We start from the raw sequence: 15,911 nt of genomic DNA on the forward strand, positions 1-15,911 counted from the left end.
TCTGAATGCGACGTGATCGCCGTTCGGGTCCGGCAACGTCCGTCCCGACGAGCGCACCTCCCCAGGAGGAACTCTTCGTCGAGCAGAACCGAAACCGGTTTCGGGAGCAATGTACGAGGACCCTTGCCGCAGTGTCAAGAACTTTCGTAAACTGGTTTCGGAGGGGCACATGGACGACGACGATCACCGCACCGGGGCCACGGCCGAGACCACGACGCTGGCCGACGTCGCGCGCGCAGCCGGCGTCTCCGTCGCGACCGCGTCCAAGGCGCTCAACGGTCGGGCGCACGTGAGCGCCCGTTCTCGAGAGGCCGTCCTCGCCGCCGCCGCTGCACTCTCGTTCACGCCGAACCCGTTCGCCCGTGCCCTGAACCGCGCGTCCACGAACACCATCGGCATGCTCACGAGCGACCTCGACAACCGGTTCGTGCTGCCGATCCTGCTCGGCGCCGAGGACGCGTTCGGTGCCGGGTCGCTGAGCGTCCTGCTCGCCGACGCCCGCGACAGCGCGCTCCGGGAACAGCTGCAGCTGCAGTCCCTGCTGACCCGGCGGGTCGACGGCGTGCTGGTCGTGGGCCGCACGACGAACCCCCGGCCGCCGATGCAGGCGAAGCCGGACGTCCCCGTCGTCTACGTCTACGCACCCTCGACCGACGAACAGGACCTGTCCTTCGAGCCGGACAACGAACTGGCGGGGCGGATCGCCGTCGAGCACCTGGTCGCCGCCGGTCGCCGACGCATCGCGATCGTCAACGGCGAGGACACCTACGCGGCAGCCCGGGACCGCCTGCGCGGGGCCGCCGCCGCGATGGAGGACCACGGTCTCGCGCTCGTCGGCAACCCGGGTCTGGTGTTCGGTGCCTGGGACGAGTCCTGGGGACGGCAGGCGGCCGGCCGGCTCCTCGCGGCACACCCCGACGTCGACGCGGTCGTCGCGGGGAGCGACCACATCGCCCGCGGGGTCATGGACGCGGTCCGTGAGTCCGGGCGGAGGATCCCGGACGACGTCGCCGTCGTCGGGTTCGACAACTGGGACATCCTGGTCGAGGGCGCTCGGCCGCACCTGACCAGCGTGGACATGAACCTGCAGGAGCTCGGACGGCTGGCTGCGGAGGCACTCGTCGAGAGCATCGAGGGGCGGGTGCGGCGCGGACGGATCCGCAACCCCGTGCGGCTGGTGGCGAGGGGCTCGAGCGGCGCGGATTCCTGACCACTAGGTTCGGACGGTGTGGGGCACGCTGCTCCCGCCGATGCACGAGGGGATCCGATGTCGACCACGACGCCGCCCGGCTGGTACCCGGACCCGTCCGGACAGCCCGGGAACCGCTGGTGGGACGGCACCGCCTGGACGCAGCACGTCAGTCCGCCCGCCGGACCGGTGCAGCGTCCCCGGATCCCGGACGGCGTACCGACGGACACCCTCGCGATCTGGTTGCTGGCACTCCAGCCGGTCCTCGTCGTGCTGCTCCAGTTCGCCTACAGGCCGGAGCTCCGGTTCCGGACCATCGGCCCGGGTGGCCTGCAGGCGCTCGACCCGGCATCGGTCTACACCGTCGGCTACTTCGTCCTGCAGGTCGGCGGGCTGCTCCTCTACGGGGCGGCCGTGCTGCTCGCGTTCCTCGACCACCGTGCGCTCCGACGGCGTGGTGTCGTCCGGCCCTTCCCCTGGCCCTGGGCGTTCCTGGCCACGATCGTCTACGTGATCGGGCGGTTCGTCGTCGTGCGGAAGGTGGCACCGGGTCGGCCGATGTGGCCGCTGTGGACGTACCTGGTGGTCGGCGCCGTCGGCACGGTCTTCGGCGTGGTGCGCGCTGCGGCGCTGTTCCAGCAGATGCTGCCGTAGCCAGGGCGGCTCCCCGGTCCGACAGCCGACCGCTCCGCCTCCAGGATTCGAACCCGGACCTAACGGCACCAAAGGCCGTCGTGCTGCCGTTACACCAAGGCGGAACGCACCCCGATGGGGTGCCCCTCCATCCTCCCATGCCGTCGAGGCTGGCCGCGCGGCACCGCATCGGCCAAGATGGAGGGATGCCGCAGCAGGACGAGGTCGACCGGATCGTCACGGCGTGGGGCCGGGAGCGCGGGGACCTGGACTTCGGTCCGCTCGAGGTCCTGTCCCGCGTCGACCGCCTCGCACGGCACCTCGACCGGGCCCGCCGGGCCGCGTTCGACGCGAGCGACGTCGAGCCGTGGGAGTTCGACGTCCTGTCGGCGCTCCGGCGTGCGGGCGAGCCGTACGAGCTCAGCCCGAAGACGCTGCTGCAGCAGACGCTGGTGTCGAGCGGCACCATGACGAACCGGGTGGACCGGCTGGCCTCGCGTGGACTCGTCAGCCGCCGGACCGACCCGCGGGACGGCCGCGGCATCCTCGTGTCGCTGACGGCGAGCGGGCGCGCGGCCGTCGACGCGGCGATCGCCGACCTGCTCAGCGCCGAGCGGGCGATCCTGACCGGGGTGTCCGACGACGAGCAGGGCCAGCTCGCCGCGCTGCTCCGTCGCCTCATCCTCGGCCTCGGCGACTGAGGGCAGCCGGCCCGGCGTAGCGTGCGCGGCATGCACGCGATCACCCTCGCCGTGGCCGACGTCGGACGATCGGCAGCCTTCTACCGCGCCCTGCTCGGCATCGAGGGCAGCGGGATCATCGGCACCGAGTACCCCGCGACCGAGACCGCGGCGGGTGGCACCACGGCGATGTTCACCCTCGACGACGGCCTGATCGTCAGCGTCCACGGCCGCGAGGACATGCGGAAGGACTCCGGCGTCGACCTGGCGACCGCGCCGAGCACGACGATCGGGCACTTCGAGCCGTCGCAGGAGGCAGCGCAGGCGTTCCTCGACCGCGCACGCGCCGCCGGAGCGACGATGTCGGCCGCGCCGTACACGCCGCGCCCGTGGGGCATGTGGTCCGGCTTCTTCCAGGACCCGGACGGGCACCTGTGGGAGGTCGTGGCGAACCCCGGCGAGGGGGATCCGGCCGAGGTGCGGCCCGACCACGACACCGCCGCGGACGCGGAGACCGCCGCACGCGAAGAGGGGGCGCGCGGCGGGCACTGACTCCCCTACGGTTGCGGCATGGACAAGGGGCGGGCCGTCGTCGGAGCGAGCGTCATCGGGGCACTGGTCCTCGCCGCGGGCCTCGTGGTCGAGACCGTGCCGACGCAGGGCCTGTCGACGAGCACCACCGGCGGCGGCGTGTGCGGCACCTACCCCGAGGGCTCGGCCGTGGCGGCAGCGTGGTTCATGACCGACCTCCAGAACGAGACCGACCACGACGTCCGCGTCCGCACCGTCCGCATCGCCACGATCGAGGGCGTGCGGCTCGAGCACCTCGCACTCGCCCCGCACCCCCGGACGTCGTCGCCCGGCGTGATCATCACCGAGGACCCTGATCAGCCCGCCGAGTACGGTCGCACCGTCCCGGTCGGCAGCGGTGTCGTCGTCCGGCCGCACAGCGACCTGAACGTCAGCGGTCGGATCGTGCTCGACCCGGACCGGACCGCGGGGTTCGTCAGAGGCGTGGTCGTCACCACCCAGGACGGGCTCGGACGACTGCACACGGTCACCGAACCGATCGCCTTCGGGACCGGCATCGGCACCGGGCACGACGCGAGCGAGATCGGTTGTCACGGCGCCTGACCACGCCGCTCGACCAGCAGACCGGGCCCGACTACACCCCGAGCAGCTCCGCCACCTCGAGCCACCGCTCCTCGAGCTGCTCGACCTCGGCCTCGAGCCCGGCGAGCTGCGTCTGCAGCGCCCCGAGCCCGGCGTAGTCGGACTGGTCGTGCGCGGCGAACGCGTCGAGCAGCTTCTTCCGGTCCGCGCCGACCTTCGCGATCTTCCGGTCGAGCGCCGACATCTCCTTCTCCGCCGTCCGGCGGTCCGCACCGGAGAGCGCGGAAGCAGCCGCGGTGGTGGACGCGGCCACGGGTCCGGCCGAGCCGGTCCCGCCGACGGTGTCGGGCCTCCCGGCCGTCGCGGCGGCAGCCGCAGCAGCCGTCTGCGGGACGGAACCCGACGCACGCAGCCGCATGTACTCGTCGACCCCGCCGGGCAGGTGCCGCAGGTGCCCGCCGAGCACGGCGTACTGCTGGTCGGTCACGCGCTCGAGCAGGTAGCGGTCGTGCGACACGACGAGCAGGGTGCCCGGCCAGGTGTCGAGCAGGTCCTCCATCGCGGCGAGCATGTCGGTGTCGAGGTCGTTCGTGGGCTCGTCGAGGATGAGCACGTTCGGCTCGTCGAGCAGGATGAGCATGAGCTGCAGCCGTCGCTTCTGCCCGCCGGACAGGTCCTTGACGGGCGTCGACAGCTGCTCCGACGTGAAGCCGAGCCGCTCGAGCAGCTGCGACGGCGTCATCTCCTTGCCGTCGGCGACGTAGCTGGTCTTCTTGCGGGCGACAACCTCGCGGACGCGGTCGTCCGCGAACTGCGCGAGGTCGGCGAGCTGCTGGTCGAGCACGGCGACCTGCACGGTCTTGCCCGTCTTGACGCGGCCGCTCGTCGGCTGGAGCTTGCCGGACACCAGGTTGAGGAGCGTCGACTTGCCCGCGCCGTTCGGGCCGAGGATGCCGGTTCGCTCCCCCGGCGCGATGCGCCACTCGACGTCGCGCAGGATCACGGCGTCGCCGAACGAGACGCCGATGTCGAGCAGGTCGACGACGTCCTTGCCCAGTCGCGCGGTCGCCGTCTGCGACAGCGCGACGGTGTCGCGGATCGGCGGGACGTCGTCGATGAGCGCGTTCGCGGCGTCGATGCGGAACTTCGGCTTGCTCGTGCGGGCCGGAGCGCCGCGGCGGAGCCAGGCGAGCTCCTTGCGGGCCAGGTTCTGCCGACGCTGCTCGATCGTGGCCGCCTGCCGGTCACGCTCGACGCGCTGCAGGATGTACGCCGCGTAGCCGCCCTCGAAGGGCTCGACGACGCCGTCGTGCACCTCCCACGTGTCGGTCGACACCGCGTCGAGGAACCACCGGTCGTGCGTGACGACCACCATGCCGCCCTGGTTCGACGACCACCGGCGGTTGATGTGGTCGGCCAGCCACTGGATGCCCTCGACGTCGAGGTGGTTCGTCGGCTCATCGAGGAACAGCACGTCCCAGTCACCGACGAGCAGCTTCGCGAGCGCGATCCGGCGGCGCTGCCCACCGGACAGGTCGTCGACGACGGCGTCCCAGGGGATGTCCGACACGAGACCGCCGATGACGTCGCGGATCTTCGGGTCGCCGGCCCACTCGTGCTCCTCGAGCTCGCCGACGACGATGCTGCCGACGGTCGCGCCCGCGGGCAGGACGTCGCGCTGGTCGAGGTACCCGACGGTCAGCCCGCGGCGGTGCGTGACGCGGCCGGCGTCCGGTTCCAGGCGCTGGGCCAGCAGCGCGAGCAGGGTCGACTTGCCGTCGCCGTTCCGGCCGACGACGCCGATGCGGTCACCCTCGTTGAGGCCGAGGGTGACGCTGTCGAAGACGACACGGGTGGGGAACTCGAGATGCACGTTCTCGGCGCCGAGGAGATGAGCCACCCGTCAAGGGTAGGCGGCGCGGCGGGGTGCGGGTACCGCGGGGGTGCGGTGGGGCCGGGCGTTCGTGAGCGCGTTCGGGTGGTCCGTGGTGCGCTGCACTCTCGAACGATCGTCGGCACGTCGCGCCACGGAGTGCCGTGGCGCGAGGTGCTCCGCGTTGTGCCCGACCGCAGGACGGCCGCTCTCGGTCCGGCCGGGAGGCGCGGCTCAGCCCGCGGGCTCCGGCTCGCGCTCGGCGCGGGGCGGGGCGGGTTGCGCTCGACGAAGGCCCGGTACTGCGCCCGCCAGCGCAGCGCCAGGGCGAGGAGGACCGCGAGGAGGACCAGCGCAACGGCCTGGATCGCGGTCCACGTCGACCACGTGTTCATCAGCAGGTTCCCGCACCAGAGGAGCAGGAAGCCGGGCGCGAACGCGATGGTCGGCGTGGAGGTGCGCCGTCGCTGCTCCGCGACGGCGCGCAGGACGTCCGTCCGTTCGGCGGGCCCGACTGTGACACCGCGTGCCATCCGGTCGATCGCCCGTCGCTCGCGCGCCCGGAGGCCCGATGTCGCGTCGTTCCCGAGCGGTGGGAACGCGTTGCGGCGGAGCAGCCAGACCACCGCGACGACCCAGGCCACGAGCGCCGCCATCACGACCACGGCCCCTGCCGTGCCCCAGGCGCCGTCCCGCGGCTCGGTGTCGAAGTCGACGTCGGGTCCGAGCCGCCAGCCGGCGAGGACGCCACCGACGAGGGCGACCATCACCAGGACGACCAGGACCACCCGCCACTGCTGCCGACGCCGACGCACCGCGGCGAGTGGCCGTCCGGCGACGGTCTCGGCCACGGTCTCCCACGTTGCGTCGGAGATCGGTTCGTCCGAGTCGCGCCGCATCAGCTGCCCGCGGTCGGGTCGCCCTCGCCGGCGGCCTCCTTCGCACGGCGCAGCCGCGCCTGGGCCTCCCAGTACTCGATCTCCCGCTCGAGCTCGGCGAGCTCCTGCTCGGTGCCGTTCACGCGCTTGTCGCCGTGCGCCGCGCGGGCGTGGCCGATGCTGGCGTACCGGTCCTCGTGGCGGTTCGGCTCGATGTACCGGCCGTGGTTCCGGTCGTTCGCGCTCCAGTCGTGCCCGACGGCGAACCACACGATGCTGCCGACCAGGGGCAGGAAGATGCAGATGAGGATCCATGCGAACTTCGGGAGCCCACGGACCTGGTCGTCGCCCCGCGTGATGATGTCGATCAGGGCGAAGACGAGCAGCACGATCCCCGCGCCGTACAGCAGAACGCTCATGTTCCGGAGTCTATGGATCCGCCGAGCGCGGGACCACGCCCTGAACGGGTGCCGGGATCACGATCCTGCGTCGGTCTCCTGCGGTGTCGCTCAGGTCGCCCGGCTCAGGTCGTCGGGCTCGGGGCCTCGATCACGCGGTCGGCGAGCCAGCGTCGAGCGGCGACGGCGTCGCGGGCCGACACGACAGTCGACCCAGCGGCGAGCAGGCCGGCGGCGGCGAACATCGGCCACAGCTCGCTCCCCGTCGTCAGTCCCGCCACGCTGCTCACGGCGAACAGGCACAGCACGACGAGTTCCTGCCCGGCTGCGGCCTGCGTCGCAGCGGCGTCCACGACCCGCCGACGGTCCTCCGGCACCGGTCGACTGCCGTGGAAGGCCTGGCGGACTGCGTGCCGCTCGCGGGTCTGCAGCAGTGCGACCACGGGAGCCGGGGGCACACCGCGGCGTCGGCGGACGACGATCGAGGCGACGACCTGCACCACCATGCCGGCCAGTGCAGCAACCATGACGACCGTGGTGGTGACCGACCTGCCGGGCGCATCGGACGGCAGCACGAGCGCGAGGGCGACCAGGGCGACCGCCATGGCGGCCGAACCGACGAGCACCCACACGACGGAAGCCGCCGTACGTCGACGCGACGATGGATCGGCAGCGGCGAGGACGGCCTGTGCGCGCTCGTCCGCCAGGGCCCACCGGTTCGCGGCGGCGGTCACTTCGTCCGTGGTCATCGCCCCTGAGCCAACCACCAGGAGCCCCGTCCCGTCAGAGCGCAGCCACCCACTCGTCCGTGCCGTCCGTGAACTCCTGGCGCTTCCAGATCGGCGTGCGCTCCTTCACGAGGTCGACCAGGGCCGCACACGCCGCGAACGCCTCCGCCCGGTGCGGCGACGAGACGGCGGCGGCGAGCGCCACGTCCCCGATGCCGAGCGCGCCGACGCGGTGCAGCACGGCGATGCGGACCTCGGGGTGGTCGACGGCGATCGACCGGGCGACCTCGGCGATGACGTCGCCGGCGCTCGGATGCCGCTCGTAGTCGAGTGCGGTCACGCCCTTGCCGTCGTCGTGGTCGCGGACGACCCCGGCGAAGGTCACGACCGCGCCGTCGCGGTCGGTGGCGACGGCGTCCGAGACCTCGTCGACGGTGATGACCCGGTCCACCACGTCGGCGATGACGACGCGCTCCCCGCTCACGACGCGCTCCGGGGTGCGTGCCCGGCGCCGTGCAGCTGCGCGAGGACGTGGTCGAGCACGCCGTCGAGCACCGCGAGCCCGTCGGCCACCCCGCCGCGGGAACCGGGCAGGGTCAGCACGATCGTGCGGCCGCCGGCGATGCCCGCGACACCTCGGGTGAGGAGCGCCGTCGGGCCGGCACCGGCGAGGCCCCGCCGACGGATCTCCTCGACGAGACCCGGGAGCTCCAGGTCGATGAGGGGCGCGACGGCCTCGGGCGTCCGGTCCGTCGGGGTGACGCCGGTCCCGCCCGTGGTCACGACGACCCTCGCGTCGGCGAGCAGCTCGGCGGTGACGGTCTCGGCGATCGCGCCGCCGTCCGGCACGATCGTCGGCTCGGCGACCGTGAAGCCCCGCTCGCGGAGCCAGGCGGCGATCGTCGGCCCGGTGCGGTCGAGCGAGGCGTCCGTCGCCGCCTGCGTGGACACGACGACCACGCCGGCGCGGCCCCTGGTCGGTTCGGACGTCATCGAGCGCTCCAGTCCCCGGAGCGTCCGCCGTGCTTCTCGAGCACCCGGACGTCCGTGATCACGGCCGCACGGTCGACGGCCTTCACCATGTCGTACACGGTCAGGGCGGCGACGCTCGCGCCGGTCAGCGCCTCCATCTCGACGCCGGTGCGCGAGGTGGTCCGCACGGCGACCTCGATGTGCACGCGGTCGCCCGCTCCGGTGATGTCGACCTCGACGCCCGCGATCGGCAGCGGGTGGCACAACGGCACCAGGTCGGACGTCTTCTTCACCGCCATGATCGCCGCGATCCGGGCGGTGCCGATGACCTCGCCCTTCGGCAGCGAGCCGTCGATGATCCGCTCGACCACGTCGGCACGGGTCACCAGGGTGGCGGTGGCCGTGGCGCTGCGCGTGGTGACGTCCTTCTCCGACACGTCGACCATGTGGGCGGTCCCGTCGGACCGGACGTGGGAGAGGTCGGCGCCGGTCGGGTCGGCGCTGGACGAGTGGGTGGTGGGGTCGTCGGTCATCGCAGGCTCCAGACGGTCAGCGGGTCCCCGGGCTCGACGGTGTCGGTGCCGACCGGGACGTGGACGAGGTGGGTCGCGGCGGCGAGGTGCCCGAGCAGGTGGGAGCTCGGCCCGCCGACGAAGTGCACACGGCCGTCGACGACCGTGCCGCGGCGCACCTGGTGCTTGCCGACCGGTGAGGTCGCCGGTTCCGCCGCGGGGAGCTCCTGCGCCGCTCGGTCGGGAGCGCCGACGACCGCCGCGAGCACCGGTCGCAGGAAGACCTCGAACGAGACGAGCGCCGAGACGGGGTTGCCGGGGAACGCGACGACGGGCACCCGGCGTCCGGCGAGCGGGAGCCGGCCGAGCGCCTGCGGGCCGCCGGGCTGCATCGCGACCGGGGTGATGGCGAGGCCGAGCGGCTCGAGCGTCTGGCGCACGACCTCGTACGCCCCGGCGCTGATCCCGCCGGTGGTGAGCACGAGGTCGGCCCACTCCCCCACGGCGTCCTCGAGGGCGGGCAGGAAGGCGTCGACGTCGTCGGTGAGCCGGACGGTCCGCGCCGCGGCACCGACCTCGGCCAGGGCCGCCCGCAGCGCGACGCCGTTCGCGTCGCGGATCGTCGCACCCACTCCACCGTCCCCGGCACCGCCGTACCCGTCACCACCGTCCGCCAGCTCGCTGCCCGTCGAGACGACGAGCACGCGCACGGGCCGCACCACGTCGACCACGTCGATGCCGGCGGCGGCGAGCGTCCCGAGCAGCGCCGGCGTCACGGGGGCGCCCTGCGGGGCGAGCTCCGCCCCGCGCCGCACGTCGCTGCCGACCGTCCGGACGAAGGTGCCCGTGGTCGTGCCGTCCGGCACGGTGAGCTCGGCGAGCGCCAGGGCCGCGGGGAACGCGCCCGGGGCGGTCTCCTCGACCGGCACGACCGCGTCGGCACCCTCGGGGATGCGCGCACCGGTCATGATCGGCGCCGCGGTCCCCGGGGCCAGCGGCACGGGGACGGCACCGGCGGGGATCGGGTCCACCACCCGGACGGACCGACCGGACTCGGCGGCGCGGACGGCGAACCCGTCCATCTGGCTGTTGTCGAACACGGGCAACGGCACGGGCGCCGTCACCGCGGCGGCCAGGACACGGTGGCCCCGACCGGTGCCGGCGCCGTCCGCCAGGGTGTCGATCGCCACTGTCTCCGCACCACGCTGCGCGAGCGCGGGTGCGAGGAGCGCGGCGACCTCGTCGCGATGCTGACCGATCGTGCGCACCCGTGCCTCCGAACCCGTGGGGATGCCCGCTCCCGGTCACTGCCGGAGGGGCGTCAGTAGCGTATCCAGGGCGCACCACGCGCCGAGGACATCCTGAAGGACCTGTGGAGGACCACGTGACCACGACCGAACCGCCCGTGGACGGAACGACCGCTCGCATCGGGGTGATCGGGGGCTCCGGCCTCTACCGCCTCTTCGAGGAGGGCACGGCCGACGAGATCGACGTCGCGACCCCGTTCGGTCCGACCTCCAGCCCGATCACGGTCGGCACGATGTCGGGCAAGCGCGTCGCGTTCCTCACCCGGCACGGCCGCGAGCACTCGGTCGCGCCGCACCTGATCAACCACCGTGCGAACGTCTGGGCGCTCCGCTCGCTCGGCGTCCGTGCGATCGTCTCATCGAGCGCCGTGGGCGGCCTGCACCCGGACTACGCGCCGGGCACGTTCGTCGTGACCGACCAGCTGATCGACCGCACGTGGGGTCGCGCCGACACCTTCTTCGAGGACCAGGTGCAGCACCTGTCCTTCGCGGACCCGTTCGACCCCGTGCTCCGCCGCGCCGCGATCGACGCCATCGCCGCGCTCGACGTGCCGTTCCGTCCGACCGGCACGTGCGTCGTGATCCAGGGTCCGCGCTTCTCGACCCGCGCCGAGTCGGTGTGGATGCGCGAGGCCGGCGGCCACACGATCAACATGACGATGACGCCCGAGGTCCCGCTCGCCGCAGAGCTCGGCATCGGCACCGTCAACCTGTCGTACGTCACCGACGCCGACGCCGGCCTGGCACCCAGCGCGGACGAGACCACGGCCGCCGACACCGCACCTGCCGAGGCCCCGGTCACCCACGCCGCCGTCATGGAGCGCCTGGCCCGCGCCAACGAGGTCATCGTCCGCGCCATCGGCGACGTCGTCGCCGCACTGCCCGACGACTGGACGCCCCGCGAGCTCGTGCCCTCGGAGGCCAGCGAGAGCGTGCTCCGCAAGGCGGTCGGCGCATGAGCCGCCTGCTCGTCACCGGCGGCGCCGGCTTCATCGGCTCCGCGATCGTCCGCCGCGCCCTCGCCGAGGGGCACGAGGTCCGCATCCTCGACTCGCTGCGCGACGACGTGCACGGCGACCCCGGCGAGGTCCTCCGCGCCCACGAGCAGCAGGGTCTGTCCTTCGTCCACGGCGACGTCCGCGACCGCATCGCCCTCGAGGCCGCGCTCGACGGCGTCGACGTCGTCTGCCACCAGGCGGCGAAGGTCGGCCTCGGGGTCGACTTCCAGGACGCCCCTGACTACGTCTCGTCGAACGACGCCGGCACCGCCCACGTCCTGGCGGGCATGGACCGGCACGGCATCGGTCGGCTCGTGGTCGCGAGCTCGATGGTGGTCTACGGCGAGGGCGCGTACGAAACCGCCGACGGCGAACCGGTGCGACCGCCGGCCCGTCGCCGCGAGGACCTCGACGCCGGCCGCTTCGACCCGATCGGCCCCGACGGGCGGGCGCTCGTCCCGGGCCTCATCGACGAGTCGGCCGCGCTCGACCCCCGCAACGTGTACGCGCAGACGAAGGTCGCGCAGGAACACCTGGCGTCGTCGTGGGCGCGCGCGACCGGCGGTACCGCGATCGCCCTGCGCTACCACAACGTGTACGGACCGGGCATGCCGTCGAACACCCCGTACGCCGGGGTCGCCTCGCTGTTCCGCTCGGCGCTGGCCCGCGGCGAGTCGCCCCGGGTCTTCGAGGACGGCCGGCAGCGGCGCGACTTCGTGCACGTCGACGACGTCGCCGGAGCGAACGCGGCATCGATCGCCGCGACCGCCGAACTGCCCGCCGAGACCTTCCACGCCTACAACGTCGGCTCGGGTGTCGTGCACACGATCGGCGACATGGCGTCGGCGATCGCCGGACCGGACGGGCCGCAGCCCGTCGTCACCGGTGAGTACCGGCTCGGCGACGTCCGCCACGTGACGGCGTCGTCGGACCGCATCCGCGCCGAGCTCGGGTGGCAGGCACAGGTGGACTTCGAGCAGGGCATGCGCGCGTTCGCGACCGCCCCGCTCCGCGCCGCCGTCCAGCGCTGACGGCGCGGACGCGGCCGGGGCACTCCCGGCCGCGTCCGCGCTGCCGGCTGCGTGCTGAGACTCGGCACAGCCTGCGCGAGCCGCCACGATCCCGCCAGGACCGGCCACCCGACCGGGTGCGCCGTCGTGCGGAGGCGATCCGGGCCTCCCGGCTGTCCCCCGGAAGCGGGACACGGCATCCACTGGGCGCACGGAGTGACCGGCGGGGGACGGCTAACCTGTACCCCGGGCTGTGTCTTCGTGTTACGTCGAGTACATGGACCGCCCGCCCTCCGACGACCACGACCCCGCCGCCGCCGAGGCGAGCGGGACCGACGCGGGCACCCGTCGATCCGACGGACCGCACCGAATGGACACCATGACCGTCGACGTGATCCTGCCCTGCCTCGACGAGGCGGACGCGCTCCCCCGCGTCATCGGGCGCCTGCCCGAGGGGTACCGCGCCATCGTGGTCGACAACGGCTCGACTGACGGCTCCGCCGACGTGGCGCGCGCGCACGGCGCGACCGTCGTCACCGAACCCGTCAAGGGCTTCGGCTCGGCGTGCGCCGCCGGCGTCGCCGCCGCGACCGCCGAGTACGTCGCGTTCTGCGACGCCGACGCCTCGATGGACCCCGCCGAGCTGCCGGCCCTCGTGGCGCGCGTCGCCGACGGCCGCACCGACCTCGCGCTCGGTCGGCGCGTCCCGACCACGCGTGGTGCCTGGGCGCCGCACGCCCGCTTCGCGAACCGCGTGCTCGCCGTGCTCATGCGCCGCGCCACCGGCTACCGGCTCCGCGACCTCGGCCCGATGCGCGTCATGCGCCGCGCCGACCTCGTCGCGCTCGACCTGCAGGACCGTCGGAGCGGCTACCCGCTCGAGATGGTGCTGGCCGCGCACGCCGCCGGCTGGCGGGTCGACGAGTCCGACATCGGGTACGCCCAGCGCGTCGGTGACAGCAAGGTCACCGGCACGCTCCGCGGCACGGTCAACGCCGTCAGCGACATGTCCCGTCTGCTGCGCCAGTACGGACGGGAGGCACGGCCCCGCGTCGTGGCGCCCGGTCCCGCCCGCGACGTGGCCGGGTCCTCGGAAGGAGCACGTTCATGACGGACGTCACGGTGGTCGTCGTGGCCAAGGAGTGCCTGCCAGGCAAGGTCAAGACCCGGCTCACGCCGGCCCTGACGCCGGAGGGTGCCGCGCGCGTCGCGTCGGCCGCACTCGCCGACACGATCGCGACGGTGCGGGCCCTCCCGGCGTCGCGGCGCGTCCTGCTCTACGACGGCGTCGTCCTGCCCGAGGGCACCGACGACTTCGACGTGCTGCACCAGGTGGGCGGCGGTCTCGACGAGCGCCTCGGTGCGATGTTCGACGCGATGACCGGCCCGACACTGCTGGTCGGCATGGACACCCCGCAGGCGACGCCCGAGCACCTCGCCCCGGTGTTCGACGACCCGGACCGCGACGCCTGGTTCGGCCCGGCCGACGACGGCGGCTTCTGGTCGCTCTACCTGCGCGAGCCCGACGGCGCCCTGCTCCGCGGCGTCCCGATGTCGCAGGACGACACCGGTGCCGTGCAGCTCGCCCGCCTGACCGACGCCGGCCTGTCGGTCGGCACGCTGCCCGGACTCCTCGACGTCGACACCGTCGCGGACGCCGAGCAGGTGGCCGCCCTCGCGCCGGACTCCCGCTTCGCCGCGGCCTTCCGCGCCGAGGCACCCACCACCCTGACCACGACGACCGGAGGCGCCCGATGACGATGCACGACACCATCACGTTCGGCGCAGGTGGCGGCGAGCCCTACGCCCGCGCCCTGCGCACCGACGGCCGCCTGCGCCTGACCGACCCCGAGCGCCCCGACGTCGAGGTCACGATGGACGTCGGTCGCTGGAGCGCCGCGGCCGACCGGGTCGACCGCTCACTGCTCGACGGCGCGGACGGACCCGTCATCGACATCGGCTGCGGCCCGGGGCGGATGCTCGTCGCGGCGCAGGCCCTCGGCATCCCGGCGCTCGGCGTCGACGTGTCGGACGAGGCCGTCGCCATCGCACGACGCTCCGGCGGCACCGCCGTGCAGGGGTCGGTCTTCGACCCGATCCCGGACGAGGGCCGGTGGGACACCGCACTGGTGATCGACGGCAACATCGGCATCGGCGGCGACCCCGTCGCACTGCTCGCCCGCTGCGCGGAGATCGTCCGCGACGGCGGTCGCGTCGTCGTCGAGACCCACGTCGACCGCTCCGCCGACCGGACGTTCACCGCGCACGTGGCGGACGGCGACGGCAACCGCAGCGAGGGCTTCCCCTGGGCCGAGGTGGGCGTCGACGCGCTGCTCGAGCACGCGGCGACGGCGGGACTGCGGGCCCGCCAGAGCTGGACGGCCGAGGGTCGGACGTTCTGCGAGCTCGTCGCGTGATGCGGCCCCCTTGTCTTGCATCGTTCAAGACAACGGGGTAGCGTGGTCGTCATCAGCCGACGGCGTCCTGGTCGTCGGTCCGACGGTCGGTGACCCGCGGCACGACGACGAGGAGCACCCGTGCAGAACCGACAGAACCCCCTCGGCGGCGCCTACGTCACCGGTCTCGAGCAGCGTGACGAGCTCGGTGCCTACGCGGTCGAGGCCGCCTGGCGCCCCGTCGGCAGCTACACCGGCACCGGCATCGGCCGCACCGTCGGGCGCTTCGTGGACACGCAGTTCCGGCGTCCGAGCACGTCGACGGCCTCGACGCGGACCGTGACCGGGTCGCTGCGCACGGCGACCGGGTCGTTCCGGACCGCCTGAGCCGCCACTCCCCCAGACCGCGAGCGGTCGCCCACCCCGGAACGTCCCCCCACGTCCCCGGTGTGCGCGGCCGCTCGCTCTGTGCTCACCGGTCTGCACTCACCGGTCGAGTCGTGGCCCCCGTGGGTCATGCTCCGTCACCGGATGCTGGATGAGCAGCGGCGACCACTCGTCAGGATGACGCTGCGCCCACTCGAGTGCGCGCAGGAACCGAGCCTGCGTGGACGGTGCGCAACCCCAGAGCCATCCCGACGGCTCGTCGTTGTACGGGCATGTTCCGTAGCTGGTCGGTGCGCTCTCCGAGAACTGAAGAGACTCCCCTCTGCGGAGTCCCACTCATCGCGCCAATCCTCGTTGAACGCCCCGCCCATCAAGTTCGCGAAGGACGGCACTCCCGCCGCGAACTTCTTCATCTCGATCAAGGGTCGCGCCGTTCCTGGGCAGCGAAGATCGCGGGCTCCGGGAACGCGCTGATCGCGCGGTCGTCGACGGCGAACCGTGCCGATACCGTCCAGACCATCCTTGACTGATCGACGTGGTCGCTCACCGCGTGACGTTCGGATCAGTGCCGCCGAGGTGCCGCTCGACCCGCGCTGCCACCTCCCGAAGCCATGTACGGTCGTTCATCCCGGCGTCCGACGGGACGTAGTTGCAGTCGAGCTCGATGAGACGGCCCCCGAGCGCTGCCTCGTCCGGGAGGATTCCGTCCAGGTCACGGACGTCCTCGAGCAACTCGCTGAGCGCGTCGGGCGAAGAGCTCGCGAGGTGGTCCTCGAGCGCTTGCTCCGCCGAGTACGGCTCCTCCGCCCAGTCCTGGTGGAAGTAGGTACCGACGAA

The 15,911-nt window shown here is 73.3% G+C and carries 20 protein-coding genes and 1 tRNA gene; 11 read left to right on the forward strand and 10 right to left on the reverse strand.

Annotated elements, in window-relative coordinates; translation table 11 throughout:
* Positions 1-169 precede the first annotated feature (169 nt).
* Together H7A69_RS02225 and H7A69_RS02230 are read left to right on the forward strand one after the other, a co-directional pair.
* On the forward strand, positions 170-1,210 hold the full coding sequence (locus H7A69_RS02225) for a LacI family DNA-binding transcriptional regulator (RefSeq protein ID WP_182045544.1): 1,041 nt from the start codon (positions 170-172) through the stop codon (positions 1,208-1,210).
* A 57-nt stretch (positions 1,211-1,267) separates the two neighbouring features.
* Positions 1,268-1,843, forward strand: coding sequence for a DUF2510 domain-containing protein (locus H7A69_RS02230; RefSeq protein WP_182045545.1), 576 nt, complete (start codon positions 1,268-1,270; stop codon positions 1,841-1,843).
* 32 nt (positions 1,844-1,875) lie between these two features.
* Here the strand turns inward: H7A69_RS02230 and H7A69_RS02235 are convergent.
* Positions 1,876-1,947 (reverse strand) — tRNA-Gln (locus H7A69_RS02235).
* Positions 1,948-2,028: 81 nt separating this feature from the next.
* Here H7A69_RS02235 and H7A69_RS02240 point away from each other — a divergent pair.
* Genes H7A69_RS02240 through H7A69_RS02250 form a run of 3 tightly spaced genes read left to right on the forward strand, consistent with a single transcriptional unit; the run spans position 2,029 to position 3,636 of the window.
* Positions 2,029-2,523: a MarR family winged helix-turn-helix transcriptional regulator gene (locus H7A69_RS02240; RefSeq protein WP_069712512.1), complete on the forward strand. Its 495-nt coding sequence runs from the start codon at positions 2,029-2,031 to the stop codon at positions 2,521-2,523.
* A 30-nt stretch (positions 2,524-2,553) separates the two neighbouring features.
* Entirely contained in the window at positions 2,554-3,054 is a 501-nt protein-coding gene (locus tag H7A69_RS02245; RefSeq protein ID WP_182045546.1) for a VOC family protein, read from the forward strand.
* Between the two features lie 18 nt (positions 3,055-3,072).
* The gene (locus H7A69_RS02250; protein ID WP_182045547.1) at positions 3,073-3,636 is read left to right on the forward strand and encodes a hypothetical protein; all 564 of its coding nucleotides are present in this window, start codon (positions 3,073-3,075) and stop codon (positions 3,634-3,636) included.
* A gap of 31 nt (positions 3,637-3,667) precedes the next feature.
* On the opposite strand, the gene H7A69_RS02255 is transcribed toward H7A69_RS02250, so the two are convergent.
* From H7A69_RS02255 to glp, 7 genes are all read right to left on the reverse strand, one after another.
* Positions 3,668-5,515, reverse strand: a complete 1,848-nt coding sequence (locus H7A69_RS02255; protein WP_182045548.1) for an ABC-F family ATP-binding cassette domain-containing protein — start codon at positions 5,513-5,515, stop codon at positions 3,668-3,670.
* A gap of 871 nt (positions 5,516-6,386) precedes the next feature.
* The gene (locus H7A69_RS02260) at positions 6,387-6,785 is read right to left on the reverse strand and encodes a PLD nuclease N-terminal domain-containing protein (protein ID WP_069712507.1); all 399 of its coding nucleotides are present in this window, start codon (positions 6,783-6,785) and stop codon (positions 6,387-6,389) included.
* A 104-nt stretch (positions 6,786-6,889) separates the two neighbouring features.
* Complete coding sequence (locus tag H7A69_RS02265) at positions 6,890-7,513, reverse strand: hypothetical protein (RefSeq protein ID WP_182045549.1); 624 nt, start codon at positions 7,511-7,513, stop codon at positions 6,890-6,892.
* Positions 7,514-7,547: 34 nt separating this feature from the next.
* Positions 7,548-7,976: a molybdenum cofactor biosynthesis protein MoaE gene (locus H7A69_RS02270; RefSeq protein WP_182045550.1), complete on the reverse strand. Its 429-nt coding sequence runs from the start codon at positions 7,974-7,976 to the stop codon at positions 7,548-7,550.
* On the reverse strand, positions 7,973-8,485 hold the full coding sequence (locus H7A69_RS02275) for a molybdenum cofactor biosynthesis protein B (protein ID WP_182045551.1): 513 nt from the start codon (positions 8,483-8,485) through the stop codon (positions 7,973-7,975). Before H7A69_RS02275 ends, H7A69_RS02270 begins: the two co-directional genes overlap by 4 nt.
* Entirely contained in the window at positions 8,482-8,997 is a 516-nt protein-coding gene (moaC, locus tag H7A69_RS02280) for a cyclic pyranopterin monophosphate synthase MoaC (protein WP_182045552.1), read from the reverse strand. The genes H7A69_RS02275 and moaC overlap by 4 nt, the downstream gene beginning before the upstream one ends.
* On the reverse strand, positions 8,994-10,244 hold the full coding sequence (gene glp / locus H7A69_RS02285) for a gephyrin-like molybdotransferase Glp (RefSeq protein ID WP_259346034.1): 1,251 nt from the start codon (positions 10,242-10,244) through the stop codon (positions 8,994-8,996). Before glp ends, moaC begins: the two co-directional genes overlap by 4 nt.
* A gap of 116 nt (positions 10,245-10,360) precedes the next feature.
* On the opposite strand from glp, the gene H7A69_RS02290 reads away from it, so the two are divergent.
* From H7A69_RS02290 to H7A69_RS02315, 6 genes are all read left to right on the forward strand, one after another.
* Positions 10,361-11,242 (forward strand): MTAP family purine nucleoside phosphorylase, encoded by an 882-nt coding sequence (locus tag H7A69_RS02290; RefSeq protein ID WP_259346035.1) that lies wholly within the window; start codon positions 10,361-10,363, stop codon positions 11,240-11,242.
* A complete protein-coding gene (locus H7A69_RS02295) occupies positions 11,239-12,312 on the forward strand; it encodes an NAD-dependent epimerase/dehydratase family protein (protein ID WP_182045553.1) in 1,074 nt (357 codons plus the stop codon). The genes H7A69_RS02290 and H7A69_RS02295 overlap by 4 nt, the downstream gene beginning before the upstream one ends.
* A gap of 349 nt (positions 12,313-12,661) precedes the next feature.
* Positions 12,662-13,402, forward strand: a complete 741-nt coding sequence (locus H7A69_RS02300; RefSeq protein ID WP_182045572.1) for a glycosyltransferase family 2 protein — start codon at positions 12,662-12,664, stop codon at positions 13,400-13,402.
* Positions 13,399-14,049 (forward strand): DUF2064 domain-containing protein, encoded by a 651-nt coding sequence (locus tag H7A69_RS02305; RefSeq protein ID WP_182045554.1) that lies wholly within the window; start codon positions 13,399-13,401, stop codon positions 14,047-14,049. Before H7A69_RS02300 ends, H7A69_RS02305 begins: the two co-directional genes overlap by 4 nt.
* Positions 14,046-14,708, forward strand: a complete 663-nt coding sequence (locus H7A69_RS02310; RefSeq protein WP_182045555.1) for a class I SAM-dependent methyltransferase — start codon at positions 14,046-14,048, stop codon at positions 14,706-14,708. Before H7A69_RS02305 ends, H7A69_RS02310 begins: the two co-directional genes overlap by 4 nt.
* Before the next feature lie 120 nt (positions 14,709-14,828).
* A complete protein-coding gene (locus tag H7A69_RS02315) occupies positions 14,829-15,074 on the forward strand; it encodes a hypothetical protein (RefSeq protein WP_182045556.1) in 246 nt (81 codons plus the stop codon).
* Positions 15,075-15,492: 418 nt separating this feature from the next.
* Here the strand turns inward: H7A69_RS02315 and H7A69_RS17355 are convergent, their stop codons facing one another.
* Both H7A69_RS17355 and H7A69_RS02320 read right to left on the reverse strand, forming a co-directional pair.
* Positions 15,493-15,621: a hypothetical protein gene (locus H7A69_RS17355; RefSeq protein WP_259346036.1), complete on the reverse strand. Its 129-nt coding sequence runs from the start codon at positions 15,619-15,621 to the stop codon at positions 15,493-15,495.
* The coding region (locus tag H7A69_RS02320; protein WP_182045557.1) for a contact-dependent growth inhibition system immunity protein at positions 15,618-15,911 on the reverse strand (294 nt) is incomplete at its 5' end. The genes H7A69_RS17355 and H7A69_RS02320, both read right to left, overlap by 4 nt.

This window comes from Curtobacterium sp. ME26 (assembly GCF_903970945.1).
Lineage (GTDB): Bacteria > Actinomycetota > Actinomycetes > Actinomycetales > Microbacteriaceae > Curtobacterium > Curtobacterium citri.